This window comes from Leadbettera azotonutricia ZAS-9, assembly GCF_000214355.1.
Taxonomy (GTDB): domain Bacteria; phylum Spirochaetota; class Spirochaetia; order Treponematales; family Breznakiellaceae; genus Leadbettera; species Leadbettera azotonutricia.
Genome location: NC_015577.1, coordinates 2,804,749 through 2,829,539, shown reverse-complemented (window position 1 = coordinate 2,829,539; position 24,791 = coordinate 2,804,749). Strand labels below are relative to the sequence as shown.

At 52.6% G+C, this 24,791-nt stretch carries 25 protein-coding genes; 15 read left to right on the top strand and 10 right to left on the bottom strand.

The window, feature by feature from the left end; translation table 11 throughout:
- Position 1: 1 nt before the first annotated feature.
- Both argB and TREAZ_RS12400 read left to right on the top strand, forming a co-directional pair.
- Entirely contained in the window at positions 2–883 is an 882-nt protein-coding gene (gene argB / locus TREAZ_RS12405; RefSeq protein WP_015712220.1) for an acetylglutamate kinase, read from the top strand.
- A 22-nt stretch (positions 884–905) separates the two neighbouring features.
- On the top strand, positions 906–2,108 hold the full coding sequence (locus tag TREAZ_RS12400; protein WP_015712219.1) for an aspartate aminotransferase family protein: 1,203 nt from the start codon (positions 906–908) through the stop codon (positions 2,106–2,108).
- 94 nt (positions 2,109–2,202) lie between these two features.
- Here the strand turns inward: TREAZ_RS12400 and TREAZ_RS12395 are convergent, their stop codons facing one another.
- From TREAZ_RS12395 to TREAZ_RS12380, 4 genes are all read right to left on the bottom strand, one after another.
- Positions 2,203–3,231, bottom strand: coding sequence for an IS30 family transposase (locus TREAZ_RS12395; RefSeq protein ID WP_015712218.1), 1,029 nt, complete (start codon positions 3,229–3,231; stop codon positions 2,203–2,205).
- 392 nt (positions 3,232–3,623) lie between these two features.
- Positions 3,624–4,418, bottom strand: coding sequence for an ABC transporter permease (locus tag TREAZ_RS12390; protein ID WP_015712216.1), 795 nt, complete (start codon positions 4,416–4,418; stop codon positions 3,624–3,626).
- The gene (locus tag TREAZ_RS12385) at positions 4,415–5,212 is read right to left on the bottom strand and encodes an ABC transporter permease (RefSeq protein ID WP_015712215.1); all 798 of its coding nucleotides are present in this window, start codon (positions 5,210–5,212) and stop codon (positions 4,415–4,417) included. The genes TREAZ_RS12390 and TREAZ_RS12385 overlap by 4 nt, the downstream gene beginning before the upstream one ends.
- Positions 5,212–6,231: an ABC transporter ATP-binding protein gene (locus TREAZ_RS12380; RefSeq protein ID WP_015712214.1), complete on the bottom strand. Its 1,020-nt coding sequence runs from the start codon at positions 6,229–6,231 to the stop codon at positions 5,212–5,214. The genes TREAZ_RS12385 and TREAZ_RS12380 overlap by 1 nt, the downstream gene beginning before the upstream one ends.
- A gap of 410 nt (positions 6,232–6,641) precedes the next feature.
- Here TREAZ_RS12380 and TREAZ_RS12375 point away from each other — a divergent pair, with 410 nt between their 5' ends.
- Positions 6,642–7,142, top strand: a complete 501-nt coding sequence (locus tag TREAZ_RS12375) for a hypothetical protein (protein ID WP_015712213.1) — start codon at positions 6,642–6,644, stop codon at positions 7,140–7,142.
- 551 nt (positions 7,143–7,693) lie between these two features.
- On the opposite strand, the gene TREAZ_RS12370 is transcribed toward TREAZ_RS12375, so the two are convergent.
- Together TREAZ_RS12370 and TREAZ_RS12365 are read right to left on the bottom strand one after the other, a co-directional pair.
- The gene (locus TREAZ_RS12370; protein WP_015712211.1) at positions 7,694–8,638 is read right to left on the bottom strand and encodes an L-serine ammonia-lyase, iron-sulfur-dependent, subunit alpha; all 945 of its coding nucleotides are present in this window, start codon (positions 8,636–8,638) and stop codon (positions 7,694–7,696) included.
- Complete coding sequence (locus TREAZ_RS12365; RefSeq protein ID WP_015712210.1) at positions 8,635–9,348, bottom strand: serine dehydratase beta chain; 714 nt, start codon at positions 9,346–9,348, stop codon at positions 8,635–8,637. Before TREAZ_RS12365 ends, TREAZ_RS12370 begins: the two co-directional genes overlap by 4 nt.
- A gap of 68 nt (positions 9,349–9,416) precedes the next feature.
- Here TREAZ_RS12365 and TREAZ_RS12360 point away from each other — a divergent pair, with 68 nt between their 5' ends.
- Positions 9,417–10,685, top strand: a complete 1,269-nt coding sequence (locus TREAZ_RS12360; RefSeq protein ID WP_015712209.1) for an argininosuccinate synthase — start codon at positions 9,417–9,419, stop codon at positions 10,683–10,685.
- Between the two features lie 27 nt (positions 10,686–10,712).
- Positions 10,713–12,125 (top strand): argininosuccinate lyase, encoded by a 1,413-nt coding sequence (gene argH / locus TREAZ_RS12355; RefSeq protein WP_015712208.1) that lies wholly within the window; start codon positions 10,713–10,715, stop codon positions 12,123–12,125.
- Between the two features lie 19 nt (positions 12,126–12,144).
- Here argH and TREAZ_RS12350 read toward each other — a convergent pair whose 3' ends face one another.
- Positions 12,145–13,308 carry an ATP-binding protein gene (locus TREAZ_RS12350; RefSeq protein WP_015712207.1) on the bottom strand — a complete coding sequence of 388 codons (1,164 nt, stop codon included), beginning with the start codon at positions 13,306–13,308 and terminating at the stop codon, positions 12,145–12,147.
- A gap of 45 nt (positions 13,309–13,353) precedes the next feature.
- Between TREAZ_RS12350 and TREAZ_RS12345 the strand changes: the two genes are divergently transcribed.
- The 5 genes from TREAZ_RS12345 to TREAZ_RS12325 all read left to right on the top strand — a co-directional run bounded on the left by TREAZ_RS12345 (position 13,354) and on the right by TREAZ_RS12325 (position 18,007).
- Entirely contained in the window at positions 13,354–14,112 is a 759-nt protein-coding gene (locus TREAZ_RS12345; RefSeq protein WP_174269489.1) for an ABC transporter permease, read from the top strand.
- Positions 14,113–14,122: 10 nt separating this feature from the next.
- Positions 14,123–14,857, top strand: a complete 735-nt coding sequence (locus tag TREAZ_RS12340) for an ATP-binding cassette domain-containing protein (RefSeq protein ID WP_015712204.1) — start codon at positions 14,123–14,125, stop codon at positions 14,855–14,857.
- Complete coding sequence (locus tag TREAZ_RS12335; RefSeq protein ID WP_015712203.1) at positions 14,854–15,921, top strand: MlaD family protein; 1,068 nt, start codon at positions 14,854–14,856, stop codon at positions 15,919–15,921. The genes TREAZ_RS12340 and TREAZ_RS12335 overlap by 4 nt, the downstream gene beginning before the upstream one ends.
- 8 nt (positions 15,922–15,929) lie before the next feature.
- Positions 15,930–16,841 (top strand): tetratricopeptide repeat protein, encoded by a 912-nt coding sequence (locus TREAZ_RS12330; RefSeq protein ID WP_015712202.1) that lies wholly within the window; start codon positions 15,930–15,932, stop codon positions 16,839–16,841.
- A gap of 77 nt (positions 16,842–16,918) precedes the next feature.
- Positions 16,919–18,007: a DUF362 domain-containing protein gene (locus tag TREAZ_RS12325; RefSeq protein ID WP_015712201.1), complete on the top strand. Its 1,089-nt coding sequence runs from the start codon at positions 16,919–16,921 to the stop codon at positions 18,005–18,007.
- An 11-nt stretch (positions 18,008–18,018) separates the two neighbouring features.
- Here TREAZ_RS12325 and TREAZ_RS12320 read toward each other — a convergent pair whose 3' ends face one another.
- From TREAZ_RS12320 to TREAZ_RS12310, 3 genes are read right to left on the bottom strand one after another with little or no spacing between them, the layout of a single operon-like run.
- Positions 18,019–18,924: a hypothetical protein gene (locus TREAZ_RS12320; protein ID WP_015712200.1), complete on the bottom strand. Its 906-nt coding sequence runs from the start codon at positions 18,922–18,924 to the stop codon at positions 18,019–18,021.
- Positions 18,925–18,928: 4 nt separating this feature from the next.
- The gene (locus TREAZ_RS12315) at positions 18,929–20,359 is read right to left on the bottom strand and encodes a lytic transglycosylase domain-containing protein (protein WP_015712199.1); all 1,431 of its coding nucleotides are present in this window, start codon (positions 20,357–20,359) and stop codon (positions 18,929–18,931) included.
- Positions 20,343–21,434 carry a tetratricopeptide repeat protein gene (locus tag TREAZ_RS12310; RefSeq protein ID WP_015712198.1) on the bottom strand — a complete coding sequence of 364 codons (1,092 nt, stop codon included), beginning with the start codon at positions 21,432–21,434 and terminating at the stop codon, positions 20,343–20,345. Before TREAZ_RS12310 ends, TREAZ_RS12315 begins: the two co-directional genes overlap by 17 nt.
- A 64-nt stretch (positions 21,435–21,498) precedes the next feature.
- Between TREAZ_RS12310 and TREAZ_RS12305 the strand changes: the two genes are divergently transcribed.
- The 5 genes from TREAZ_RS12305 to yajC all read left to right on the top strand — a co-directional run bounded on the left by TREAZ_RS12305 (position 21,499) and on the right by yajC (position 24,783).
- Positions 21,499–22,056, top strand: a complete 558-nt coding sequence (locus TREAZ_RS12305) for a LiaI-LiaF-like domain-containing protein (RefSeq protein ID WP_015712197.1) — start codon at positions 21,499–21,501, stop codon at positions 22,054–22,056.
- The gene (locus TREAZ_RS12300) at positions 22,053–23,765 is read left to right on the top strand and encodes a tetratricopeptide repeat protein (protein ID WP_015712196.1); all 1,713 of its coding nucleotides are present in this window, start codon (positions 22,053–22,055) and stop codon (positions 23,763–23,765) included. Before TREAZ_RS12305 ends, TREAZ_RS12300 begins: the two co-directional genes overlap by 4 nt.
- Before the next feature lie 89 nt (positions 23,766–23,854).
- The gene (gene rd / locus TREAZ_RS12295) at positions 23,855–24,016 is read left to right on the top strand and encodes a rubredoxin (RefSeq protein WP_015712195.1); all 162 of its coding nucleotides are present in this window, start codon (positions 23,855–23,857) and stop codon (positions 24,014–24,016) included.
- A 7-nt stretch (positions 24,017–24,023) separates the two neighbouring features.
- Positions 24,024–24,311 carry a hypothetical protein gene (locus TREAZ_RS12290; RefSeq protein WP_015712194.1) on the top strand — a complete coding sequence of 96 codons (288 nt, stop codon included), beginning with the start codon at positions 24,024–24,026 and terminating at the stop codon, positions 24,309–24,311.
- A gap of 73 nt (positions 24,312–24,384) precedes the next feature.
- The gene (gene yajC, locus TREAZ_RS12285; protein WP_015712193.1) at positions 24,385–24,783 is read left to right on the top strand and encodes a preprotein translocase subunit YajC; all 399 of its coding nucleotides are present in this window, start codon (positions 24,385–24,387) and stop codon (positions 24,781–24,783) included.
- The last annotated feature ends 8 nt before the right edge of the window (positions 24,784–24,791 follow it).

Here is a 24,791-nt window from a genome sequence, read left to right as displayed (position 1 = left end):
TATGATTAAAGAGACGGCGCTTAGCAATAATGACAGGGCAGCAGCCCTTATCCAGGCTCTGCCCTATATACAAAGCTTCAAAGGCAAAACCGTGGTGGTCAAGTACGGCGGCAATGCCATGATCAACGAAGAACTGAAAGCGGCGGTGATCCAGGATGTGATCTTCATGGCATGTGTGGGCATACGCACTATCCTGGTTCACGGAGGCGGCCCCGAAATAGAAGCCATGCTGAAAAAAACCGGAAAGGAAAGCCGTTTCGTCAATGGTCTCCGTTATACCGACGAAGAAACCATGGAAGTAGTCCAGATGGTCCTCTGCGGGAAGGTGAACAAAGACATCACCTTGCTCATAGAGCAGGCAGGAAGGAAAGCCATGGGGCTTTGCGGCATTGACGGCGCTATGCTTAAAGCCCGCCGCATCCGGGGAGAGGACGATCTGGGCCTCGTAGGGGAGATAGAAGAAGTGGACACTTCAGTCCTCCAGGCGGTCCTCGACTCGGGCGCTATTCCTGTGGTGTCCTCGGTGGCTTACGGGACAGGTGAGGACGAAGGGAAGCCCCTCAATATCAATGCCGATATCGCGGCGGCCAAAATCGCGGCAGCCATAGGGGCGGAAAAACTGCTCCTCATGACCGATGTGCAGGGTATACTGAGAAATGTGCAGGACCCCGACTCGCTTATCAAAAAAGCCCGCCGCTCCGAGCTTGAAGGTCTAAAAAAGGACGGAATTGTCAGCAAGGGCATGATACCCAAGGTTGACTGCTGCACCTTGGCCCTGGACGGTGGCGTAAAGAAGGCCCATATTATAGACGGCCGTCTGCCCCATGCATTGCTCATAGAGCTTTTCACCGATGAAGGCATCGGTACAATGTTGGAACGATAGAAGAAAAAAAAGGAAGGAAAAAATGTCAGACGTTTTTATGAACACCTATCACAGGCTGCCGGTAACTTTTGCAAAAGGTGAAGGAGCGTGGCTTACCGATGTAAACGGGAAGAAATATCTCGATTTTTGTTCAGGCATAGCGGTAAACTGCCTGGGCCACAATTACCCTCCCCTGGTCAAGGCCATCTCGGAACAGGCCGCGAAATTCAACCACATTTGCAATTACTATATGAGCGATATATCCGAAGCATTCGCAGAAAAACTGGTCGCAGCCTGCGCAGGCGCAGGGATGCGGAAAGTATTCCTGGGGAATTCGGGCGCGGAGGCCAACGAAGGGGCATGCAAGATCGCGCGGAAATATTCCCTGGTGAAGCACGGCCCCGGCAGGCACCAGATTGTTACCCTGAGGGGGAGCTTTCACGGCAGGACTATTACTACCCTTGCCGCCACAGGCCAGGATGTGTTCCACAAGGATTTCGGCCCCTTTACCGAGGGTTTTTCTTACATACCCGGAGGCGACATCGCGGCCCTGGACAATGCCCTTGATCCCAATACCACAGCCGGCTTCCTTCTTGAAGCCATACAGGGCGAAAGCGGCATCAGGCCCCAGTCCAAGGAATACGTGGCAGCGGCAGCAAAACTGTGCGCCGAGCGAGACATACTCCTCATGTTTGACGAAGTTCAGGCGGGTGTGGGCAGGACCGGGACCTTCCTCGCCTGTGAAGCCTACCATGACGAGCATGGTTTAGGCATAAAACCCGATGTAGTAACCCTGGCAAAGGGCCTTTGCGGTGGTATTCCCGTAGGGGCAGTGCTGGCAGGCGAAAAAGCTATGGATGTATTCCAGATTAGCGATCACGGCTCTACCTTTGGGGGCAACCCCCTGGCCGCAGCCGCAGGGATTGTGGTTTTGGATACAGTTACCAAGCCCGATTTCCTCAAGGAGATAGCCAGGAAAGGCGCCAAGTTCGAATCCACCATCAAGGGTTGGAAAGATCCCAAGGTAAAGGAAATACGGGCACGGGGCCTTATGCTGGGTGTGGATATCACCGAAGAAGCCTGGCCTGTGCTTGAAAAAGGCATCTCCCGGGTCTACAGCGAAAAAGATGCCCACGGCCTCCTGCTCCTCAGCGCAGGGAAGAACACGTTACGGCTCCTTCCGCCTTACATTATCAGCGACGCTGAAATTGAACAGGGGTTGGAGATACTTAAGAGCTGTTTGTAAGAGTTTTGCATAATGCCGCCTCTGTATTTTATGGGGCGGCACTTTACGCCCTCTATTTTATTGTTCATTTTGCGCTGCTATAATATACCCGGATTTAAGAGCGAAGTGCAACAAAGGCCTCGTAAGGTGTTCTAAAGCCTAATCGCTTCATAGGCCTAGAATTTATTTCTTTTACTACCTTATCAATTTGTGCCTGCGTGATCAAGATCCAATTCGTCTTTTTGGGAAAATATCTCCTGAGAATCCCAATCCTGTTTTCAATGCTCCCTTTTTCCCAGCTGTGGTAGGGATTGCAGAAATACGATTTTGTATTCAGGCAATTATTGGTTGCCAGGTGAAAAGCGTTTTCAGTCCCATTGTCATAGGTGATTGACATGCGGTTTCGCAACGGATATTCCCCAAGGCATTTGACCAGGGCTTCATGCATGCAGGGGGCCGATTTGCTCTTTATTTTCCTGACCAATAAAAACCGGGTTTTCCGTTCAACCGTGGCCATTATGGCCGCCTTGCTTTGCCTGGATATGGCCGTGTCGGCCTCCCAATGGCCAAATTCCTTGCGGTTGTCGATATACCGGGGCCTTTCGCTAATCATGGTCCTATAAAGCACTTTTGGCAGCCTTTTGCCCTTTGCGGAGCCTCGATCCCTGCGTTTCTTATGGTGCCGGACAAGATAGCAGAATAGATCCGGCCTGTCTTCGTAAATCCATTGATAAATGGTTTCATAATTGGTCTTCAAACTGCGATTGTCCTTGGCTAATCTGCCCGCTATGAGTTCAGGAGACCACCCCTGCCGCAGTTTGTCAACAATGTAAGCCTTTATTTCCTTGTTTGGTATCCTTTCCCTGAAATGGCTGGCCTTTTTCCTTTCATCGCTCTGCATCTGGGCCTTGTGGGCCCGGTATTGGACGTTGTTCTTGCACGGCCTGCCTCTCTTTAATTCCCGGTAAATAGTGCTGGGGGATCTCTCCAGCTTCGCGGCTATTTCACACACGGGCGTATTGGAATTCCGGCCCAAAGAAATCTCCTCCCTTTCTGCAAGGGTTAGTTGGGTATACTTTTCAGGCGATTTGGGGGTAAACTTTTTGATAACGACGCTCCTGTGAGTGAATGTTCTGGTAAACAAACCTTACAGGGTTTTGCCGTTTTCGGGGAGGGGCTAGCCCCTCCCCTTAACTATCTGTCGCACTCCGCTCTTGAACCGGGGATAGCTAAAAATTGTTCCATGAATAATTTTCGTCTCCTTTCATAATCTTTTTTTGAGTCTATTTTTATTTGGATCATATAGTATTTTTGATTCGTGGCGAGGGGGTTAATACCCCGCCCCTTGGGGCGGTTAAAAAGGTATTAAGCCCCGAGTCCAATTCCTTAAGAGAACAACATACCTCGCGGCTTGCCGCGGGGTTGTTGATTCCAATACAGAAAATTTCCTGGGTTCGTTGAATTCTTTAAATGCACTGCAATCAATAAATTCGGTAAATAATATTGCTATTCTTTCATTCGTCAAGCGAATCGCAGCTAACTGCTCGCGCTCTTGTAATGCCTTAGCCCGAAGCGCCAGAACCACAGGGCAAAGATCGTAAACAGAATCGCCGTTCCTGCCGCCCGAGCAAGAGCGGCGGGGGAGAGAGTCCCTGTCAGAAACTGCACAGGAACCGTGGCCATGATTCCGTAGGGCAGGATAAAGTAAAACACAATCTTGAATGCTCCCTTGTACAAAACCCCGGGTATTTTAAAATTCAAATTGAGCATTTCCCCTTCCAGCCTGTCGGCGGTGCCCATGGACTGGGTAAAAAACGGAATGGTACGAAAGATAAGTTCCATGTCGTAATAGAGCAGTGTCATAAGGATGACCAGGGCGCAATAGCCCGGAATAACGCCGGGGCCGGGAACAATACCCTCTACCTGAACCCCGTAAGCGATGATGAGGCCCGAGAGAACGATTAGGGGAAGGGAGCCGGGATCTACGTTTTCAAAGGTCAGGCGGAGGAGGGGACTGACTGGTTTGGTCAGGTAAAGATCGAGGCCCCCCTGGCGTATCTTGTCCGGTATGGTGATAACCCCGAAAAAGTAGATCACCATATTCAGGGCGTTGATCAGGGAAAAAGTGCCGATGAAGATAAGCATCTGCCCCCGGCTCCAGCCGCCTATGGAATCCACGCCGGAGTAGATCACGCTAAAAGTAACAATCTGGATGATGAAGAGGAGTCCGTCGGCAAAGAAGGCGCCGAAGAAACTTAAGCGGAACACCATTAAATGGGATAGTTTTAATTTGATGAGAAGCAGGATGAAACGTAGATTGGATGAAATCATATTCCCACTCCATCGTAGTGAACGCGCAGATGATGGTACATGGCGCGGCTTGCAGTGAGCATAAAAACAACCCACGCGCTTATGATTAAAAGCCCCGGCAGGGCTTCGGCCTTTACTTCCTGCCCGGTGAGAAGCATGGCCGGCAGGTAATTAACGTAATAAAACGGCAGAAACCTGAAAAGAGCCCTGACTCCATCGGGCAGAAGGGAAAGGGGGATAAGGATGCCGGAGGTAAACGCGATAATGTGTCCCTGGACATAGATGAAAAAGCTGGTATCCTGGAATTTAAAACAGAGTATCCCAATGAAATAGTGATAGCTCGCCATAAAGACAAGTCCTATCCCCTCCATTATAAAGGCGCAGAAAAAAATCAACCGGCTGTCTGTAATGGCAAGGTCAAGACGGAAGATGAAAACCATGACGGCGGCGCAGGCTAAACCGAAAAGCCCGTAGTAAGCAGCCGCCCCGAAATTCTGGGCCAGAAAATAGCGCTGAGGACCTGCGGGGATAACCATAAACTTGGAAAAGGTGCCGTTTCTGATGCGGGCCGAAACTTCGCCGCTGATCCCTTCGGACAGATCCAGTGACGCGAGGAAGGCGCTGACAATATAGTAGGACAGCATAGTACGGAAGGTAAAAGCCCCCACCTGTTCCCGGCTCGCGAAAACCGCGCCCCAGAGTATCCATGCAAAGAGCGCCCGCCCTGCAACGGTAAGGGCGCTCATGATCACATCAAAGCGGTACACCAGCTGGGTCTTGAAAAGCACCCTGGCGACTTCAAGATATTTTTTCATCACCGCGCCTCCCCGCCTGCGGTGTAAATGCGCTCCACCACGCCGCCCAGGTCGTCTTCTTCCACCGTAATGTCCCTGAGGGGATAGAGGGCGATGATACTTTGAAGCAGTTCCCCGCTCTGTTCCTTGGGAACCATGAAGACAGCCTTCCAGGGGCTCTGTTCAATCACCACGGCTCCGGGAGGCGCGGCAAAGGTACATTCGGTTTCAAAGAGGAGGGTGATCTTTTTGTGTATCTGGTAGGAGGCAAAGAGGCGCTCCGTATCCCCGTCGTATATTTTCCTGCCCCCGGAAATCACTATGCTGCGTCCGCAGAGGCTGCGCACATCTTCCATATAGTGGGAAGTCAGGATGATGGTCGTGCCCTGTTCGCGGTTCACCTCCCGGAGGAAGGTCCGGATCTGACGCTGGGCCGCCGCGTCAAGACCGATAGTCGGCTCGTCCAGGAACAGGATCTGGGGGCTGTGAAGGAGGGCGGTGATAAGTTCCATCTTCATCCGTTCCCCCAGGGAGAGGGTCCTCACCTGCACATTGAGGAGGCCGGACACGCCGAAGATGTCCACAAAGTAATCCACGTTCCGCTTATACACATCGGGAGGGATATTGTAGAGTTCCCTGAAAAGGGCAAAGGTATCCAAAGGGGTCAGCTCGAAAAAGAGCTGGCTCTTCTGACCCATGACCACGGCATACTGCCGCTTAAAGGCGTTTTCCAGTTTATTGGGATAATACCCCAGCACCGAGATCCTGCCGGAACTGGGCGCGATTATGCCTGTGAGCATTTTGACCAGGGTGGTCTTGCCCGCCCCGTTGGGCCCGATAAGGGCGGTGAACTCCCCCTGGCTTATTTTTAAGTCCAGGCTGTCCACTGCGGTTTTGGTAACGAATTTCCGGTTAAAAAGGCTTTTAACGCTTCCCAAAAGCCCCGGCTCCTTCTCGAAACGCCGGTATTCCTTGGTCAGCTTTTCAGTCTCCACGACTATTGTTTTTTGCTGTTCTGTATTGTTTTGTCCTGCGGACATGGCTTTCCTCCAGTGGTTTGGTAAAGAGAAAACCGCATATCCGCCCCTGCATTGTAAAAGAGGGTTTGTGCGTAAGACGCCGCGAATACGCGGTTAGACTGAAAGGGCCACCGTAGGCGCGAACATATTTTCCTCCGTTTTGTGAATGTAGTGTGTCTTTATACCATGGGAACAGGAAAGCGTCAACGCGGACCATACTTTACGGGATGGGCAAGAAAAAAGCTATCATTGACAATCCAAAAAATAGATATTTTTGATAAATTTTACATTTTTTGTTGACTTTTCAGATTTATTTGCTATATTTAATATATGAGATAACTCTAATATATCAAATATTGAAGTTATCTCAAATCATTAAGGTTTCATAATGCCGGCTATGAACCGGCGGATTGATGCCGAAGGAGTTTTTTATGGCTGCTACAGCTCAAAAATCGGATCTCCCGGTTGATGCTTTCAGCGAAATGCTGGGCAAACTGGAAGGAATTAACAGCTCTTTTGCTCTTACGCTCAAAAAGCTAAGCCCAAAGCCCAAGAAGTCAAAAAACGCGATAGGAATCAAGCGTCTGGGGTTTGTGGAAACAGCACATGTCATTGCACTGAAAAATACCGGGTATATTCCGAGCTATCTCAGTGTTGATGATTTAAACCAGGACATGTCCAATGTAAAGGTGCTGTCACAACTGCAAAACGAGGCCAAAAAGCTCATGGATTATATCAGGAGCAGCGAAATCCTCCTGAGCAACAGTGCATACCAGAATGCCCTGAGCATCCACCGCTATCTGCGGGAGGCGTCCAAGAGCGGCCAGGCTGGGGCAAAGCCCCTTTACCTGCGTTTGAAAAAGCAGTTTCCCCATGTAAAGCGCCCTGAGACGGAATTGCCGCCGAACAAAGAGGGAGAAACCAAGCTGTAAGGGCTCAAGGCAGGATAGGCACCCGGTACAGGGCCCTATCCTGGGCTCATTGCTTCCCCGCCGGCTTCCGGCGGGTTTTTTAGGCGCTTTTATAAAAAAGCATACTCTGTTTAACCAGGCTGCTTAAAGCGTTTAACCGGATTCGTTGAATCGTTTAACCAAGTCCCTTAAAGTGTTTAACCAGGTTCATTAAATGGTTTATACCGAACATATAAACATACTGTTCGATGGATATAAACAACAGGGCATTTCGGCCCGTCGACGGGTAAAACCCATGCTTATAGCTGTCTGCCTGCATGATATACCCTTAGATCTGTATGATAAAACCGTCCCGGAGAATGAAGCAACTCCCTGTTTTGATGGCTGTTTTGACCGGTTTTATGAATTTTTGTACTATCTGGCCAAATGATTTATATTTTTTTATAAATGCTTTAAGCACCGGGATCAAATGCTTTAACCTAAGAGCTTAAACGCTTTAACCAAAAGGGTTAAATGCATTATCAAATTGCTTAATGTGTTTATACCATTTCAACCGTTGTATTAAGCTCTTTTCATAAAACTCCTCGTGTCCTTTCCTTAAACGCCTTACCCGTCGGAGTCAACGCCAGCCCGCCCATGGCGGTTTCCTTAATCGCCAGCGGTATGGAGTCGCCTATCTGCTTCATAGCCCAGACCACCTCGTCAAAGGGTATGACGCTTTCGATGCCCGCAAGGGTCATGTCCGCCGCAGTCAAAGCATTGACCGCGACAAAGGCATTACGCTTAACGCAGGGAACTTCCACAAGGCCCGCGACGGGATCGCAGGCGAGGCCCAGGGAATTTTTCAGCGACAAGGCTGCGGCGGAAAAACACTTATCCAGGGGCAGCCCTTCAAGCCATGAGACGGCGCAGGCAGCCATGGCTCCTGCTGATCCGCATTCAGCCTGACAGCCTCCTTCGGAACCTGCCAGGGTAGCCCCCTGGGAGATGAGTATGCCTACAAGACCTGAAATTAAAAATGCTTCCCGTAGTTCCGCTGTGTAGGGTGGGCTTAGGGGTTTTGCTACAGGGAGGCTAAACCGGTGGGGTTTTTGGGGGACGGCTCCGGCGCCCCGCTTGCAATCATGCCAGGCCCAAATCACACCCGGGACTATGCCGCTTGAACCTGCTGTGGGAAAGGACACCACCTTGCCGCCGCAGGCGTTCACTTCGTTAATTGCCAAAGAGTAGGCAACTGCCCGCCTGAAAAGGGCATCGCCGACGAGTCCCCTTTCCGCTGAGGTAAAGGCATTTGCGGCGCCTTTGGTGAGGCCCGAACGGGAATGCTGGGGATGTTCCAGCCCTTTGATCAGGGCTTGCCTTGTTACTTCGATACGGCGGTCAAGTTCTTTGATAACCGCTTCTTCCGACGATCCTGAAATAAACATTTCACGCTTAATCATGTATCGGGGGGCGGGAATTTTTTCTTCTTCCAATATCTGGGAAAGTTCAGTAAAGCTGTTGAACCTGTATTTCATAGATCCACCAGGGAGGGTACGGAAATGACCCGGTAAACCGGGGCCAGGGCGGTGATTTGATCGGCGGCATATTGGGGGATCTTGCCGTCCGCCTCCACCACAAGAAGGGCTTCTTCGCCTTTTTCTTTGCGGTGGCTTGAAGTTCCCGCGATGTTGATTTTCTCGTTGGCCAAAATGCGGGACACCTGGGCTATCACCCCGATTTCATCGTGGTGCAGTATGAGCAGGGCTTCAAGTTCCCCTGAAAGGTTCACCTGGAATCCGTCTATCTCGTCAATCCTGATGGAACCCCCGCCTATGCTGGAAGCCCTGATTGCCAGATGATCCGGACCCTGCCCCCTGGCTCCAAAAAGTTCCACCACAAGGCTGTTGGGGTGCCAGCTTGGGGGCAGCTCCCGGCATTCTTCTATAAAAACAGGGAAGCCCCGGTCTTCGGCTTCAAAGTCTTTGAGGATAGCGCTGCCCTGCGAAAGCCGCTCATCTTCGGGGGGTATGCCCAAAAGGCCCGCTATGGCTGCGTCTCCCGAACCGTGGCCTTTCCAGGTGGCGGCCAGGGAACCATAAAACAGTATCCTGGCCCTGACGGGGAGAGCGCCGAACATTTTCCTTGCAAGGAAACAGATGCGGGCCACCCCCGCAGTGTGGGAACTTGAAGGCCCTATCATTACAGGGCCGAAAATCTCAAAAAAGGGCACATTTTCTTTCGGCATTATGGCATAATACTATTAAATTTCCCCGCATTTATGCTACTATTGCATTATAGGAGTAATGAACAATTATGAAGAAGAAGATTGTCCTGGCCTATTCGGGCGGGCTTGATACAACGGTGATTATCCCCTGGCTGAAGGAAAACCAGGACTGCGACGTTATCGCGGTCTGCGTGGATGTTGGTCAGGAAGCTGACTGGAAAACCATCAAAAAACGCGCCCTGGATACAGGCGCCTCTGCCTGCTATGTGGCGGATGTCAAAAAAGAATATGTAGAGGAATATGTGTGGCCTGCCCTCAAGGCCAATGCCCTCTATGAAGATAAATACCTTCTGGGTACTTCGACCGCCAGGCCCCTCATTGCCAAGGTGCTTGTGGATTATGCCCGCAAGGAAAATGCGACTGCCATAGCCCATGGCGCCACCGGCAAGGGAAATGACCAGGTGCGTTTTGATCTGGGCATCATGGCCTTTGCCCCTGATATCGAAATTATTGCCCCCTGGCGGACATGGCGGCTCAAGAGCAGGGAAGAGGAGATCCGCTATCTCCAGCGCAGGAAGATCCCCGTGCCCATGAAGAAGAAGGATTCCTACAGCCGGGACGATAATCTCTGGCATATTTCCCACGAGGGCCTTGAGCTTGAAGATCCCGCCAACGAGCCTTCGCTGAAGCGCATGCTCAAAATAACCGTGCCCCCCGAGAAGGCCCCCAATAAGGCTGAATATGTGGAAATAGAATTCGAGAAGGGAATTCCGACGGCCCTGAACGGCAAAAAGATGGATGGCGTTGCCCTGATCCTGGCCCTCAACAAGATAGGCGGCGCCAATGGCGTGGGCCTCATCGACCTTGTTGAAAACCGCGTGGTCGGCATGAAGAGCCGCGGCGTCTACGAGACTCCCGGTGGAAGCATACTCTATTACGCCCACCAGGAGCTGGAGCATCTTTGCCTCGACAGGCAAACCTACGCGTTCAAGCAGCAGGTCAGCTTAAAGATGGCCGAAGTCATCTACGGCGGCCTCTGGTTCACGCCCCTGCGCGAAGCCCTCTCCGCATTTATAGACACTACCCAGAAAACCGTGACTGGCAAGGTGCGCGTCAAGCTTTACAAAGGCAGTATCAGCTCCGCAGGCGTCACAAGCCCCTATTCTCTTTACAACACCAGTATTGCCAGTTTTACTACCGGCGAGCTGTATAACCACGCCGACGCCAAGGGCTTTATCAGGCTCTACGGGCTTCCCGTATTGGTACGGGCGCTTATGGAACAGGATAAGAAGAAGGGAAAGACTGCTGCGGTTAAAAGCGATACTGCGAAACCCAAAGCTAAATCAAAGAAAAAATAAAAAAATTCGAGAATGCAGGAGCGTTATTTGGACTCTAACAGAAAGCCGCCCGATGTACTCTGGGCGGGGCGTTTATCCGAGAAACCGGAAGCCGAGGCGTTTGCCTTTCAGGCTTCTATCTCTGTTGATCAGCGCCTCGCTTTGGATGATATTGCCGGAAGCCGCGCCCATGCAGCCATGCTGGGCAAGCAGGGAATTATACCTAAAGAGGCGGCGGAAAAGCTGGATAAGGAACTTGCCCAAATCGCTGACGAGCTTGTGGCCGGGAAGCTTGCCATAGATCCCAATGCCGAGGATATTCATTCCTTTGTCGAAGGCGTCCTTACCCAAAGGCTGGGCGACGAGGGCCGCATGGTTCACGCCGGCAGGAGCCGCAATGATCAGGTGGCGGTGGATTTCAGGCTCTACCTCAAGCGGGCTGTGCCCGAATTGCAGGCTGAACTTCGCGAGACTGTTTCCGCCCTTCTTGATCAGGCTGAAAAGCATATTGATTCTGTCATGCCCGGCTATACCCACCTCCAGCGGGCACAGCCTGTGACCCTGGGGTATCATTTCTGTGCCTGGTGCGCTGGGCTTGAGCGGGATCTTTCCCGCTTTGCGGATGCATTAGAACGCCTGGATGAGTGCCCCCTTGGATCAGGGGCGTTGGCAGGTTCGGGCCTCCCTCTGGATCGCCATGCAACTGCCGCGGCCCTTGGCTTTGCCGGGCCGACCCTCAACGCCATGGATTCTGTGGCGGACAGGGATTTCACCCTGGAGCTTTCGTCGGCCTGTGCAATCACCATGATCCATCTTTCCCGTTTCTGCGAGGATGTGGTGATCTGGGCCAGCGAGGAATTTAAATTCATCAATTTGGCTGAATCCTGGAGCACCGGATCTTCGATAATGCCCCAGAAGAAGAACCCCGATTTTGCGGAACTTATCAGGGGCAAGTCGGGCCGGACAGTCGGTAATCTGGTGACCCTCCTCGCTTTGTTAAAAGGTCTGCCCTATGCATACGACAAGGATCTTCAGGAAGACAAGGAGAGCCTTTTTGACAGTCTCGATACTGTCCGTAATTGCCTCCGCATGTTCAGGGGTATGATGAGCACTGCGGCATTCAGCACCGAACGCATGGAAGCCGCCTGTACCGGAGGTTTCCTTGAAGCCACCGACGCCGCAGAATACCTGGTACGCAAGGGCCTTCCTTTCCGCAAAGCCCACGAGGCTGCCGCCCTGATTGTCAGGGACTGCATTCAGGCGGGGCAGAACCGCATTGCGGATCGCACCCTGGCTGAACTCAAAACCCGCTCTGCGCTTTTTGAACCGGATATCTACGATGCCATTACCCCCGCTGCCTGCGTAAAAGCCCGCAGCCTTAAGGGAGGGCCTGCGCCCGAAGAAGTGAAGCGGCAAATTGCAGAACTGCGAGAAAGAATAGCCCGGGAGTTCCAAATCTGATATTCCGGCATTGTTTCCGTTAATTGCTTAAAAGATACTTCTCAAGCATTTTTACGAGATCGTTGTAGACTATGGGTTTTCCCAGGTGATCGTTCATGCCTGCCTTGTGGCACTTTTCAATATCTTCATTGAAGACATTGGCTGTGAGGGCCACTATGGGTATGGAGAATGCCTCCTCCGCAGCAGAGTGCCGTATTTTGCGGGTGGTTTCGTAGCCGTCCATTTCAGGCATGTGTATGTCCATGAGTATGATACTGTATTTGGAAGGGGCTGCTTCGAACATGCTGAGTGCCTGGATGCCGTTTTTGGCGCATTCAATGGCAATGCCCGTATCTTCCAGAAGGGAAATGATGATTTCGCGGTTTATCTCCACATCCTCGGCCAGCAGCAAGCAGCGGCCCGTGAATATGGCGCCCGCCTTGACTGCCTCGGGCTCTTTGGCTTTAACCATCTCCACAGCGAATTTGACGGTGAAGCAGGTTCCCCTGCCCTGTTCGGATTGTACGGAAATATCGCCGCCCATGAGATCCAGTATGCTTTTGGTAATGGCCAGGCCCAGGCCGATGCCTTCAAATTTACGGTCTATGCTGCCATCTGCCTGCTCAAAAAGGGCGTAGAGTTTTTCTTTGGCCTCAGGGCTTATGCCTATGCCCGAATCCGCCACATCCAGCTTCAGGGTGCAGGACCCGTCCCCTTCGGCGAGCTTTTTGACCTTTAGGCTGATATTGCCTTCTGCGGGGGTGAACTTGATCGCATTGCCAAGGAGGTTGGTTATAACCTGGATGAGGCTCTTCTGGTCCGAGATAACGGTCCTGGGCAGGCTGGGATCAAGGAAAAGTTTGAAATTCTGCTTCTTCTCGTTCATGCTGAACTGCATGGAGGAGATTATGCCCTTTATCATCTCTTCAAAGTCGAATTCGGCACTGTGGAATTCCAGTTTGCCCGATTCAATCCTGGACATGTCCAGGATGTCGTTGATCATCCCCAGCAGGTGAAGGGAAGCCTCGTTGATTTTGCTGAGGCAGTGGATTACTTTTTCAGGATCTTCAATGGAGCTTTGGGCAATGGTTGTCATGCCGAGAATAGCATTGAGGGGGGTACGCATTTCGTGGCTCATACGGGCCAGAAAGCTGAATTTTGCCTGGCTCGACTCTTCTGTTCCCGCTGCTTGGTTTTCCTGCATGATATCCTAATATACTAAAATTCCCCTATTATGTATAATATACCAATGGGCGCTGCAATAAAATCCCTTTTCTATGCTTTGGGTTTTTTTGTCCAAATCCTCAAAGGGGTGGGCCAGTTTGTCCGCCGGGGTCAGGCGGCTCATAGGGTCCTCATTATGCAGATACTCTTTACCTTTGTGGAAGCCCTGAGTATCTCCACCCTTCTTGCCCTGGGCATTGGGGCTGCGGTCAATGTCATAGGCATACCTTTTTTGGCCCAGTTTTCCCAGGAAGCCTACATCTACCCCCTGCTCATCACCATTATTACCAGGGAACTGGGGCCTCTCCTCACTGCCTTCATCATCATAGCCCGATCGGCTACGGCTATTGCCACTGAAATGGCAGGCATGGTGATTTCCCACGAGATAGAGGCCTATATATCTGTAGGGGTAGACCCCATCGAGTACCTGGCGGTCCCCCGTTTTTTGGGGGTAACGATTTCGCTTTTTATGCTGAACATTTTCTTTTCGGTCTTCGGCCTGGCGGGCTCCTTTGCAGTGGCCCAGATATTTAACCCCATGCCTGCCTCGGTTTACTTTGGGAACATCCTTTTGAGCCTGAGCTTGCCGGATATCATTGTTTCAGTTATAAAGAGTATAACCTTTGGCATTATTATTTCTGTGGTGGCCATAGTCAAGGGTTTGGCAGTGGAGCGATCAAGCACCGAGGTCCCCATAGCGGGCCTTAAGGCGGTGGGCGCTTCTTTTGGCTGGTGCATTTTGGTGGATATATTACTTTCCGCCCTTTACTATATAATGGTGTAAGGCTGGGGCAATGGCAGTAATTTTGGAATTGAAGAATGTTTCCTTTGTCGCTCAAAACCGGATAGTGGTGAAAAACTTTTCCCATCAGTTCGAAGAAGGGAAGACCACCGCCCTGGTGGGTCCTTCGGGGAGCGGCAAGAGCACTATCCTCAAGCTCACTGCGGGCCTCCTCGTGCCTAGCGAGGGGGAAGTGTCCTTTAGGGGCCAGAATATCACCCATATGAACCGCCAGGACAACCTCGACTTCAGGCGAGAGGGCTCCATGGTCTTCCAGGATTCTGCCCTCTGGGCAAACCAGAACCTCTATCAGATCCTGGAGCTTCCCTTAAGGATACACTTCCCCAGGATGCCCCAATCAGAGCGGGAAAACCGCATACAATCAGTGCTGAGGGATGTGGGCTATAAGCGGGATCTTTCCATACGGCCTTCCCTGCTTTCCATGGGGGAGCAGAAGCTCATCGCATTTGCCAGGGCTATGCTCTGCAGGCCAAAGCTCCTTTTTCTTGACGAGTGGACAGAGTCCCTGGATGATTCGGCTGCCCAGCGGCTCATTTCCCTGGTGCATGCCCAGCAGAATGAACACCACACGGTTCTCCTGGTAAGCCACGATTTCCGGATCATCAAAAACATGGCAGACTATGTGCTCATGATCCTTGGGGGGCAGTTCTTCCTCAAGCTTTCCCGGGAACAGATGGAAGAGGATGAGGATCTGTCCCGGTATGTGGAAAGGGGAATCGCTTCATGAAATTCAGGATACGCTTTGCCGATCAGATTGTTGGCATTTTCATTATCCTTGCCCTGGCTTCTCTGGTTTTCATTATTGTCATGTTGGGGAGTTCCCAGCGCTGGTTCGCAAAAGATTATTCATACCATTCTTCATTCGTCTCTGCGGCAGGCTTAAGCAAAAACATGCCGGTTCTCTACAGGGGCTTTACCATAGGCAATGTCCAGTCCTTTGGCCTGGCGGAAAACGATCAGGTTGAAGTTGTCTTCCGGATTCAGGATCTCTATGTGGACAGGGTAAGAAAAGGCTCCATGGTAGAACTTATGGTGAGCCCTATAGGGCTGGGGAACCAGTTCCTTTTCCATGCAGGCAAGGGCGAAGAGCGTTTGGCGTACGGCGATTTTGTGCCTGCCGTTGGTTCTGCCGAGGCCAGGGACTTTATACGCCAGGGGCTGGCGGACGAGCCCCGCCATGACGATTCCATTTCGCTTCTCCTAAACCGGGCAAGTTCTGTGATGGATGCTGTTAACCGTACCCTGTTCCAGGTTAACGAAGCCCTTATCACCGGCACTGACTCTACCGCCATAGGCAGGATAGTCGGCGGGGTCGATCGCACTGTCGCGGGGCTCGAAACCATTCCGGGTACTGTGAACAGGGCCGCCGATACAATTTTGTCAGATGTGGATATACTTTTGGCAGACATTGATGATGTCAAGCATTTGCTCGACAATGAGCTTGAACGCATCAACCCCATTCTGGCAGATTTGAACACTCTCTCCTCGGAACTCGCAAATCCTTCCGGGGTAGTTATGACTGCCCTGGATACTTCGGGCCCTCTCTATTTAAGCATTGTGGATTCCCTCAATTCTGTTTCGGGAATTCTCGACAACCTCGACAGGACCACTGCCTTTATACCCGGGCAGATGCCTGCCCTTGCGGGGGTTATTACAGACCTCAGGGTTACGCTTAAAACCGCAGAAGATGTGCTCGTGGCTTTGACAAACAACCCCCTGCTCCGCAAAGGCATACCCGAAAGGGTAGAAGTGCAGTCCAGCGGCACCAGCCCCAGGGATATACAGTTTTGAGGAAGGACATGAAAAAGCCTATAATACCAATTAACACTAATACGATTTATTCTGTTTCGATTTTAACAGTATTGCTGCTAACATTTTTCAGTTGTTCTTCCGCGCCCAAGAAACCCCTTGAGGTGTTGACCGACCGCAATATGGCTGCAAGCCAGCTCGACCTTGCCAACAGGACTGCCAACCAGGGCCGCTATAACGATGCCCTCCTTATACTTGAGGATGCCTGGGTGACAGCGGTAAGCGTGGACGATCCCGGCCTGCTCATTAAATGCTCCCTGTCCCGGGGGAATATACTCTTTTCCATGGGCCGCCATGACGAAGCTTTTTCCAATTGGGATTATGCCCAAAAAGAAGGCGAGAATGCAGGGATCGTGAACCTTGTTTCCCAGGCCCGGATCGCCAGGGCAAGGGGGCAGCTGGTCCTGCTCATGGCCGGAAGTTCCGGCATTGCAGATCCTGCAGCTGTCGAAGCCATCAAGGTTGAAGTGAGGGCGGCCCTTTCTGCCATGAAGTCGGATCCCATGGGTGAAGCCTCCGGGAACCTTGTGCTCGGTATGGCGGAGAAAGAACTGGCCCGCTATCCCGAAGCCGAATACATTGTGCGCCGGGCTTTGGAAATTCACGAGAAGAACCGCTACCTCGAGGAAGCTGCCTACGATTGGTACCTTATCGCGTCCATACGTTCAGTGTCCGGCAGTTATAACAGGGCTGCGGAAGCCTTGCGTACAGCCATAAGTTTCGACCGTCGGGCAGAAAACGGCTTTGGCCTTGCTTCGAGCTGGCAGGCCCTGGGGGATGTGTACCTGAAAATGGGTAATGCCTCTGATGCCGAAGCCGCATATAAAAGGGCTGCAGGTATTTTCGAGGCCCTGGGGCTTCCCGTTTTGGCTGAAAAAATCAGGGCAAAACCAGGGCTTTAGCTTCAGGTCACTTGACTTAACCTTAACGTTAACATTTAAGATCCTCTTACAAGCTTATTAAAAGAGAGGAATAAAGAATGGCATCAAAGGTTTATTTTTCTGACATGGCGTATGCCGCTTACGAGGCAAACCAGACCCTGCCCAGGAAAATGGAAAGGCAGCTTGAGGCATCGGGCCTTGGGGACAAGGTAAAAGGCAAGAACGTTGCAATCAAGATCCATGTGGGTTCCGAAATTGGGTATTCTACCATACCCCCTGTATTCATGAGGCTCCTTGCGGAATTCGTTCGGGCCCATGGGGGGAATTGCTTTTTTACGGATCATTATATAGCCCAGCGGCATCCTGAACACCGGGGCTATACCCAGGAGAGCATAGGCGCTCCCATAGTGGAGGCTGCGGGCCACCTGGGCAAATACATTTACACCAAAGAAGTCAACTGGAAAACTTTTAAGCATGTGGATATTGCGGGCCTCATCCATGACGCCGATTTTCTCATCGACTTTGCCCATGTCAAAGGCCACGGATGCTGCGCTTATGGCGGAGCCGTCAAGAATATCTCCATGGGCTGTGTTTCTGACCGCACCCGCCGTGAACAGCACGGGCTGGAAGGGGGCCTCAAGTGGGACAAGGACAAGTGCACCCATTGCGAAGCCTGCATTGGCGCATGCAACCACCAGGCTAACTCCTTCAACGACAAGGGCGAGTACGAGGTGAATTTCCACAACTGTACCCTCTGCCAGCACTGCCTCAAGGTATGCCCCACCGGAGCAATCACCCTTACGGATTCCAGCTACCTCGATTTCCAGAAGGGCCTTGCCCTCTGCACCAAAACGGTTTTGGACAGCTTCGAGCCCGGCAATGTGTTCTTTGTCAATCTCCTGATTTCCATAACCGCCATGTGCGACTGCTGGGGCATGACCACCCCCTACCTGGTGCCGGATATCGGCGTGATGTCGTCCTGGGATCTTTCCGCCATCGAAAGCGCGAGCCTCGACCAGATAAAGATCGAAAAGCTCAACCCCGAGGGTGTGCCTACAGGGAGCACCATGGGAAGCAAAGGCCACCTCTTTGAAAGGCTCCACGGCAAAGATCCCTATTCCCAGATCAAGTTCCTTGAGGAATACGGCTTGGGGAGCAAAGAGTATACCCTGGAGATGGTGAAGTAATGGAGCTAATGCTATTGCCGGCCCAGCGGCACCTTTAGCACTGATTCGTTTAACACAATCGCAACCCTGCCTTCCCTGAGAAGACGGCGGTTGTTTTCTGAAGAGATTATTGCAAGGGCGTCTTCACGGTCTATCACAGGATCTGTGGGGCTTGAACCGAAGACCGCCCTTGCCAATATCCTTATGGGGTTCGTGCCCACAAGAGCGGCAAGGCTTTCGTCAATCCCCGAAGGGGTTGGGCGGAAAATATTTTCCGCCCTGGTATAGCGCACCAAAGCCCCTGTGCCCGACGCGGTGATTGCAGGGTCGGTCATGTTTTTTTCATAAACAAGGTTCATATTGGTATCCCAAACCCTGGGAAAAATGCAGGGCCTGACAAGGGCGGAAGTGTTTCTCCCATGAATGGGAAGCTCCGTGTCGGCGATGATGATTATGCCCGTATAGTCTGCGGCAGGGGAGGGGATAAAGGGCCTTGCCTGGTCGACAGCCCGCCTGTGCCTGATCAAGGCTGCGCTGATGCTTTTGAGGGGGATGGTATAGCGGCCGGTCATAAACGCAAGATCCGCCGAAAGGCTCGGGGGGATCTTCGCGGCTTCAAGGCTGATATTGTCCAGCTCCGCCAGGGTGGTTTCCCGGTTGTTTACCAGGTCTTCGACGGTGGAAGAAGAATCGACCTGGATCTTGAGAAGGTAGGGCCGTATGAGGGCCGGCCATTCGTCGCCCAGGATCTCCTCGCCCCGTATGCGGCCTGTGGGGAGTTTTATCCCCGCCGAACCAAGGTTGAGGCTGGCTGCTGCGCTCAATTCGCCTTTATCCCATTCTATAGTGCCTGACAGATCGAGTCTGGTTTGCCCCCGGGCTGACAAGGGGGAAAACAGCAGGGGAATGAACAATAAAAAGCCGAATTTTATGCGCATCTTCTTACTCTCTTATCGGCGTTTTTAGGCTTCTTCCTTCGCGGAGCACATCATTTAAACCCATGCTGTTGGCCTCGGCCAGCAATTCGGGATCGACTTCGTAGGCCAGGGCAATGGACCAAAGGGTTTCGCCCCGCTTTACCAGGTGGTTCCCCGCAAAAACAAGCCCCACGGCGGAAGCCTTGGGAGCAATATAGGGCTCCACGTCCTTAAAGGCAGGGATCATGAGGCGCCCGCCAATTTTGAGGTACCGCGCCTGGGTTCCCGGGTTGGACTGCAAAATCTGCTCCACCGAAATCCCGTAATGAAGCCCCAGGGCGAGAAGGGTGTCCCCGGAACGTATGGTGTGTATATAGTACTTGATGAGGGGGAGATCGGTACGGGCAAGCACCGCGCGTATCTTGTCGGCATCCTCAAGCCTTGCTTTGAGGGAATACCCCGATCCCGGGGGAGTGATATTATAGATGAGTTCGCGGTTGGCCTTTTTAAGCTCTGCCGCATCAAGCCCTGCCTCGGAAGCCAAAATGTTCAGGTCGGCAGGGCGTGTAACCGCTACCCTTGTCCATTGGGGGATCTCTGCCCATTGAGGGCTGAGGCCGTAACGCCTGGGGTTGGACAGAATCTGTGCCACTGCCAAAAGCTTGGGCACGTAGTGTATGGTTTCGGTTTTAAGGATTTTTTTATCCGATAGGAGCCAATAATTTTTGAGGCCCGAATCTTTTACTGCTCTGTTTATTGCCCCAAGGCCCGCATTGTAGGCAGCCAGCGCCAGGGGCCAGTCGCCAAAGTAATTGTAGTTCTCTTCAAGCTTGCGGAGGGCGCCCTGGGTGGATTTCCAGAAATCCCTGCGTTCGTCCACCCAGTCGTTCACTTTCATGTCAAAGGGGGCAATGCTGTTCTTCATAAACTGCCAGAGCCCCATGGCTCCGGATTTGCTCACCGCGCTTGCCAAAAACTGTGATTCTATTACTGGCAGATAGAGGAGTTCGGGCGGCAGCCCCCGCTCTTCAATTTCCTTCCGTATAAACCCCAGGTAGGGTCCTCCCCTCTCCATCACGGCATTGAGCCATGCGAGCCCGCCGGCGGTCGAATATTGGCGTATATAGTATTGGGTAAGGCTGCGCTCCAATGCGCTCGAAGTCAGGAGAGAATTTGGGGACGACCGTATTGGCGCGGAATTTGAATTCGCATAAGGAGGAGGCAGGGCGTTCCTGTATAAAGGGTGATCCGGCCGTGCGGCCCTTTGGGAACGCAGGGGCCTGGGTGGCAGGGCAGGATTTTCAACAAGGGCCTCTGTCGGGCTTATGGCTGCCGCCCCACCGGGAATCGCATCAGCCGATTCTGCCGCGGGCAGCAGCGCGGTGCGCCCAAAACACAAAAGGCATGCCAATAGAGCCGATTTTAGGATGCGGGAATTTTTAAAATTTTTCGCCATAGTAAATGCCGGCCCATTCCCAGCGACCGTGGATTTCGGGGTCGGAAGGGAAGTAGATTTTCCTGAAATAGAGGTACCAGGTGGAGATGTATTGGGACCAGCCCCAGGTGCGGAGGTAGGCCTCGTTGGCGTTGGAACCTGCGTCGAGGTCGGCGTTGTAGCGTATGCGGCTCATGCGCATAAAGTCCGAAAGGTTGAAGTCCGACATGCCCGAATCATCGGTGGCTTCCTGCTCCCAGGTGCGGGCAAAGAAATTTACCTTTGCCCTGTACTGTTCGAGCCTGTTGGGTGAACCTGCATCCAGGGCTGTCTTGATGGTGTTTATCAGCGAATTGAGGCTGTCGAAGCTCCAGTTTTTGGAGGAGTTGTTGAAGTCCACAAGCTGCTTGGCATAGGTGTCCGCATTGGGGAAGCCCGGCACATTGGAACCCATAAAGGGGAGGTACTGGGTATAGGCTTTGATGGCGCTGTTCCACTCGCCTATTTCCTCGTAAGCCTGGGCAAGCATGAAGTAGGCGGCGCCAAGATCTATCCTGTCCGCAAAGCGGGAAATAAGTTCTTCATAGTACCAGACTTTCTGCTCGCTCCTGTCCACCAGGGTGATAAGCTGGTTCAGGCAGGCAAGATGCACCGATTCCCCCAATATGGTCAAATCGGGGTAGTTCTTGATAATGAGGTCGAAGTAGAGGGCCGCGGCAGGGTATGCCTCTTCCTGCATATAGGCAAAGGCGGTCATGAAAAGGTAGTAGGTGTTGTAGTGATCATCGGGGTACTGGCCAATACGGGCAGTCAGAAAATTGATGAGCTTGGCGTATTCCTTTTGCCGCATAAAATTGTTGGCTATCTCCCGGGCGACCGCGAACTGCTCTTCCCCGCCGGGGTTTTCATCGGAGAGGAGCAAAAAGAGATTACGCAGGGTCTCCCGGTTCTCTTTTGAGCCCACAATATAGTAGGAATCGATTTTCTGCTCAGCCCTGGGGCTTGGATTCCCCCCGCCACAGGCCGAAACAAGACCCGCAACGGCCGCAAACGCCAGGATTACAGCGATTTTTTTGATGCCCGCCCCTTTCCCCATAAGATTCAGCCTATCATGCCGCATTGCCATTGGCAAGAGAAGGACTCATGGTTATACTTATACCATGGCTTCAATGTTCTCCCGCCGTATTGCCGCATGGCTTTCTTTCTTTATCGGCCTTTTGCTCATGTTCCTGGGATCTGCCTTTCTCCTGGGCTCCCTGGCGGGGACATCGAAATTCTCGGTCCTTCTGGCTTTTCTTGTCGTGATTGCAGGCATACTCTTGGCGATGTTCGCCATAAAGATGAACAAGAGTTCCATTTACCTCTTTTTTGCCGCTTTTTTCCTCATGGCGGGTTTTTTCCTTTTCCTCTCTGCCCTGAATGTCATCCCCAGGGATATCTTTTATAAAACCTGGCCCCTGATTTCAGTCTTTTCGGGCCTTGCCCTGGTGCCTGCGGGGTGGAGGCGTTACGGTACGTTCCGCAGCCGCTTCATGGCGCCAGCCCTGGTCTTTGTGATTTTGGGCTGTGCCCTTCTGGCATTCTCCTTCGACATAGTCGGCTTCTCTTTTAAGCAGTTCATACTTAACTGGTGGCCTCTCCTCATTGCCTTTGCGGGGCTGCTCCTGGTCCTGATTTCCCTTGGGGCTAGAAACAGCGCTGGGGATCAGGATCGGTGAAGGGCAACCGGACGCGCCTTTGTGCGGCCATTCTTTGCGTCTTTCTTGGGGCTTGCGGTTCAAACCCCGACACCCGGGAAACCCCTCTGCCTGCAGAAATTCCTGTCCCTGTGGAAAGCCCCCAGCCAGCCCCGCCAAGGACAGGGGGCATAGCCGAGGAGATTCGTTCCCTTGTCGAGAAGGGGACCCCCCCGGCCCTGTTTGAAGCCCTGGAGCTTATCAGGAACCGGGATCTTGGAAACTCCGAATTCGGCAGAGTCATGAACTATGTGGATGCAACCCTTTTAAAAGTTTTGTACTCCGCCACCGGGCCCCAACTCCCCCAAATTGATCCTCCCCAGACTCATGTGTATACACGAATCCTGCGGGATGCCGAGAAGGGGGCCTACCTTAACCCGATGGCAAATTCCCAGGACTATCTGGAATTTGTGCTGCCCTTCCTGGCGCTTTATGCTGAGACAAGAAGCGAAAGGCTCCTCCCTGCCCTGCCTGATTTGCAGAAGGCCGCAGAGCTTAATTCCGCCGCACTATTGGCTCCTTTTTTTATGGGCATAGTTTACGAGCGTTCCCAGCGGCTTGATGAAGCCAATGCCCAATACAGCAAAGCCTGGCAGCTTTCTTCTGACTGCTATCCCGCAGCCCTGGGGCTTGCCCGTGTCCTGGATGCCAAAGGCCAAAGGCAGGAAGCAGCCCAGCTGCTCCAGGATCTGGTGATACGCTTTCCCGACAACCTCCAGATAAAGCGGCAGCTTGCCATTGCCTGGTACCGCGCCGGCATCTGGTCAAGGGCCGAACCTGCCATCGCGGAGATACTGCAGCGGGACAACCGGGATGGCGAATTTATTTTGATGCGGGCCCATGTGCTGGTTGAAGAAGGCCAGTTCCTCCAGGCACAAGCGCCCCTGGATCTCTATGCGTCGATTAATCCCAACAACAGGCTCTATTTGTTCCTCCGCGCCCGTGTCCAGTCCGAGGGCTACCGCAACCGCGACGCTGCCCTTAACTATCTCCGATCCCTGCTCCGGGGCTCGGCCGGCGCTATAGATGATGAAGCTTCTGTTTATGCTGCAAGGCTCCTCATGGAGTCTTCAAGGCAGGAAGATCAAAACGAAGGGCGGGATTTGCTCCGCCGCCTTCTTGCCAATCCCAGCCCCTCCCTCACGGTTGTCACCATTGCCCTTCAGGATGCTGTGCGCCGCCAGGCCTGGGCCGAAGCCCGCCCGTATCTTGCCAGGCTTCTGGATGAACGCCGTTCTCCCCAGGATCTTCTCAGCGCCTATACCGTTGAACACGGCCAGGGCAACAATGCCGCTGCCCTATCCTATGCGCGGGAACTCTACGAGGCGGACCGCGCCAACGAGGAAGGTATCATCGCCTATATATCCGCACTGATTGATACAGGCAGGCAGGACGAAGCGGCCCGCATGATAGACACCCGCCTTACCGGCATGTCAGGCGGCGTCCTCAAGGCCCGCTACCACTACCTCCGCAGCCGCACCAGAGCCAGCGAAGACGCCATTATGAACGATCTCCGCTCGAGCCTCTTCGAGGACCCCCGCAACCTCCTGGCCCTCACTGCCATGTTCGAGATTTACCACCGCCGCCGCGACGAACGCCGGGCTGTGTACTATCTCAAACAGGCCCTTGCCCTTGCGCCGGACAATCCGCAGCTCAAGAGGTACGAGGGGGAGTATGCAGGGCTGTTGTGAAATGGCGCCAGGCACCAATCCCTTACGCTTGTCAAATCCCCCATAATCTCCCATAATGTAAGTATCTTTCTATACATAAGGAGCTAAACATGCAAAAGTACGTATGCGATCTTTGCGGTTATGTGTATGACCCCGCGAACGGAGACGACAATGGCGGGATAAAGGCGGGGACGGCTTTTGAGCAGCTGCCTTCGGACTGGGTTTGCCCCCTCTGCGGAGCGTCGAAAGACAATTTTTCGGCTGTGAAATAAGGGTTTTATGCTTTTACGTGAGGATTTTGTTTTCACCATCGGTTATGACGGGCCTGCGGCGGTGATTGACGGGCAGGCGAGGAAGCGCTATGGGAAGCTTTCGACCAGGGAATTGGCGGAAAAGGGGCTTTTCAGGGCTGCCTATTCCTCGGCGGTCTATTCCAAAGATCCGTCTGAGCTTGAGCTGGTGGCTTCTGCCTATGGAAGCCTTATTGGGGCTCAGGTCGGTGTTGCGGGGCTGGATCGCCTTTTTGGGGTGTTCCCTACTGATGCCCGGCGTTCCATCGTCCTTTAGCGATGTATTGACCCTTCCTTTTCTTCTATGCTAATCTATTCTTCAACTCATTTTGATATAAGGAAGTTACTTTATGAATTCATTTGTGTTTTCCCTGCTGTTGGGTGCCCCTCAGGGTGCTGAAGGGGCTGCTCCTGGTGGAGGGCTTATCAATTTCCTGCCTCTGGTCGCCATTATCGGGATTTTCTATTTCCTGATTATCCGGCCCCAGAATAAAAAACAGAAGGAAACCCAGAAGATGCTGTCTGCCCTTAAGAAAGGGGACAGAATCGTTACCATTGGCGGCATACATGGCTCTATCCAGAGCGTAAAGGAAAGCACCGTCATAGTCAGGGTGGACGACAATATAAAGCTTGAATTCTCCCGCAGCGCTATTTCCTCTGTGGAGAGCCAGGCTAAAGAAGAAAAAGAAGACAAGAAGATCGAAGCCCCGGCTGAGGACGAATCTGATGCCGAAGAAAAAAGCGAATAGGATCCTCA

What these genes read in the sequence shown, in the direction of transcription:
- argB (WP_015712220.1), top strand. Translation starts at nt 2, where the DNA reads ATGATTAAAGAGACGGCGCTTAGCAATAATGACAGGGCAGCAGCCCTT.
- TREAZ_RS12400 (WP_015712219.1), top strand. Translation starts at nt 906, where the DNA reads ATGTCAGACGTTTTTATGAACACCTATCACAGGCTGCCGGTAACTTTT.
- TREAZ_RS12390 (WP_015712216.1), bottom strand. Translation starts at nt 4,418, where the DNA reads ATGATTTCATCCAATCTACGTTTCATCCTGCTTCTCATCAAATTAAAA.
- TREAZ_RS12385 (WP_015712215.1), bottom strand. Translation starts at nt 5,212, where the DNA reads ATGAAAAAATATCTTGAAGTCGCCAGGGTGCTTTTCAAGACCCAGCTG.
- TREAZ_RS12380 (WP_015712214.1), bottom strand. Translation starts at nt 6,231, where the DNA reads ATGTCCGCAGGACAAAACAATACAGAACAGCAAAAAACAATAGTCGTG.
- TREAZ_RS12375 (WP_015712213.1), top strand. Translation starts at nt 6,642, where the DNA reads ATGGCTGCTACAGCTCAAAAATCGGATCTCCCGGTTGATGCTTTCAGC.
- TREAZ_RS12370 (WP_015712211.1), bottom strand. Translation starts at nt 8,638, where the DNA reads ATGAAATACAGGTTCAACAGCTTTACTGAACTTTCCCAGATATTGGAA.
- TREAZ_RS12365 (WP_015712210.1), bottom strand. Translation starts at nt 9,348, where the DNA reads ATGCCGAAAGAAAATGTGCCCTTTTTTGAGATTTTCGGCCCTGTAATG.
- TREAZ_RS12360 (WP_015712209.1), top strand. Translation starts at nt 9,417, where the DNA reads ATGAAGAAGAAGATTGTCCTGGCCTATTCGGGCGGGCTTGATACAACG.
- TREAZ_RS12350 (WP_015712207.1), bottom strand. Translation starts at nt 13,308, where the DNA reads ATGCAGGAAAACCAAGCAGCGGGAACAGAAGAGTCGAGCCAGGCAAAA.
- TREAZ_RS12345 (WP_174269489.1), top strand. Translation starts at nt 13,354, where the DNA reads ATGGGCGCTGCAATAAAATCCCTTTTCTATGCTTTGGGTTTTTTTGTC.
- TREAZ_RS12340 (WP_015712204.1), top strand. Translation starts at nt 14,123, where the DNA reads ATGGCAGTAATTTTGGAATTGAAGAATGTTTCCTTTGTCGCTCAAAAC.
- TREAZ_RS12335 (WP_015712203.1), top strand. Translation starts at nt 14,854, where the DNA reads ATGAAATTCAGGATACGCTTTGCCGATCAGATTGTTGGCATTTTCATT.
- TREAZ_RS12330 (WP_015712202.1), top strand. Translation starts at nt 15,930, where the DNA reads ATGAAAAAGCCTATAATACCAATTAACACTAATACGATTTATTCTGTT.
- TREAZ_RS12325 (WP_015712201.1), top strand. Translation starts at nt 16,919, where the DNA reads ATGGCATCAAAGGTTTATTTTTCTGACATGGCGTATGCCGCTTACGAG.
- TREAZ_RS12320 (WP_015712200.1), bottom strand. Translation starts at nt 18,924, where the DNA reads ATGCGCATAAAATTCGGCTTTTTATTGTTCATTCCCCTGCTGTTTTCC.
- TREAZ_RS12315 (WP_015712199.1), bottom strand. Translation starts at nt 20,359, where the DNA reads ATGGCGAAAAATTTTAAAAATTCCCGCATCCTAAAATCGGCTCTATTG.
- TREAZ_RS12310 (WP_015712198.1), bottom strand. Translation starts at nt 21,434, where the DNA reads ATGGGGAAAGGGGCGGGCATCAAAAAAATCGCTGTAATCCTGGCGTTT.
- TREAZ_RS12305 (WP_015712197.1), top strand. Translation starts at nt 21,499, where the DNA reads ATGGCTTCAATGTTCTCCCGCCGTATTGCCGCATGGCTTTCTTTCTTT.
- rd (WP_015712195.1), top strand. Translation starts at nt 23,855, where the DNA reads ATGCAAAAGTACGTATGCGATCTTTGCGGTTATGTGTATGACCCCGCG.
- TREAZ_RS12290 (WP_015712194.1), top strand. Translation starts at nt 24,024, where the DNA reads ATGCTTTTACGTGAGGATTTTGTTTTCACCATCGGTTATGACGGGCCT.
- yajC (WP_015712193.1), top strand. Translation starts at nt 24,385, where the DNA reads ATGAATTCATTTGTGTTTTCCCTGCTGTTGGGTGCCCCTCAGGGTGCT.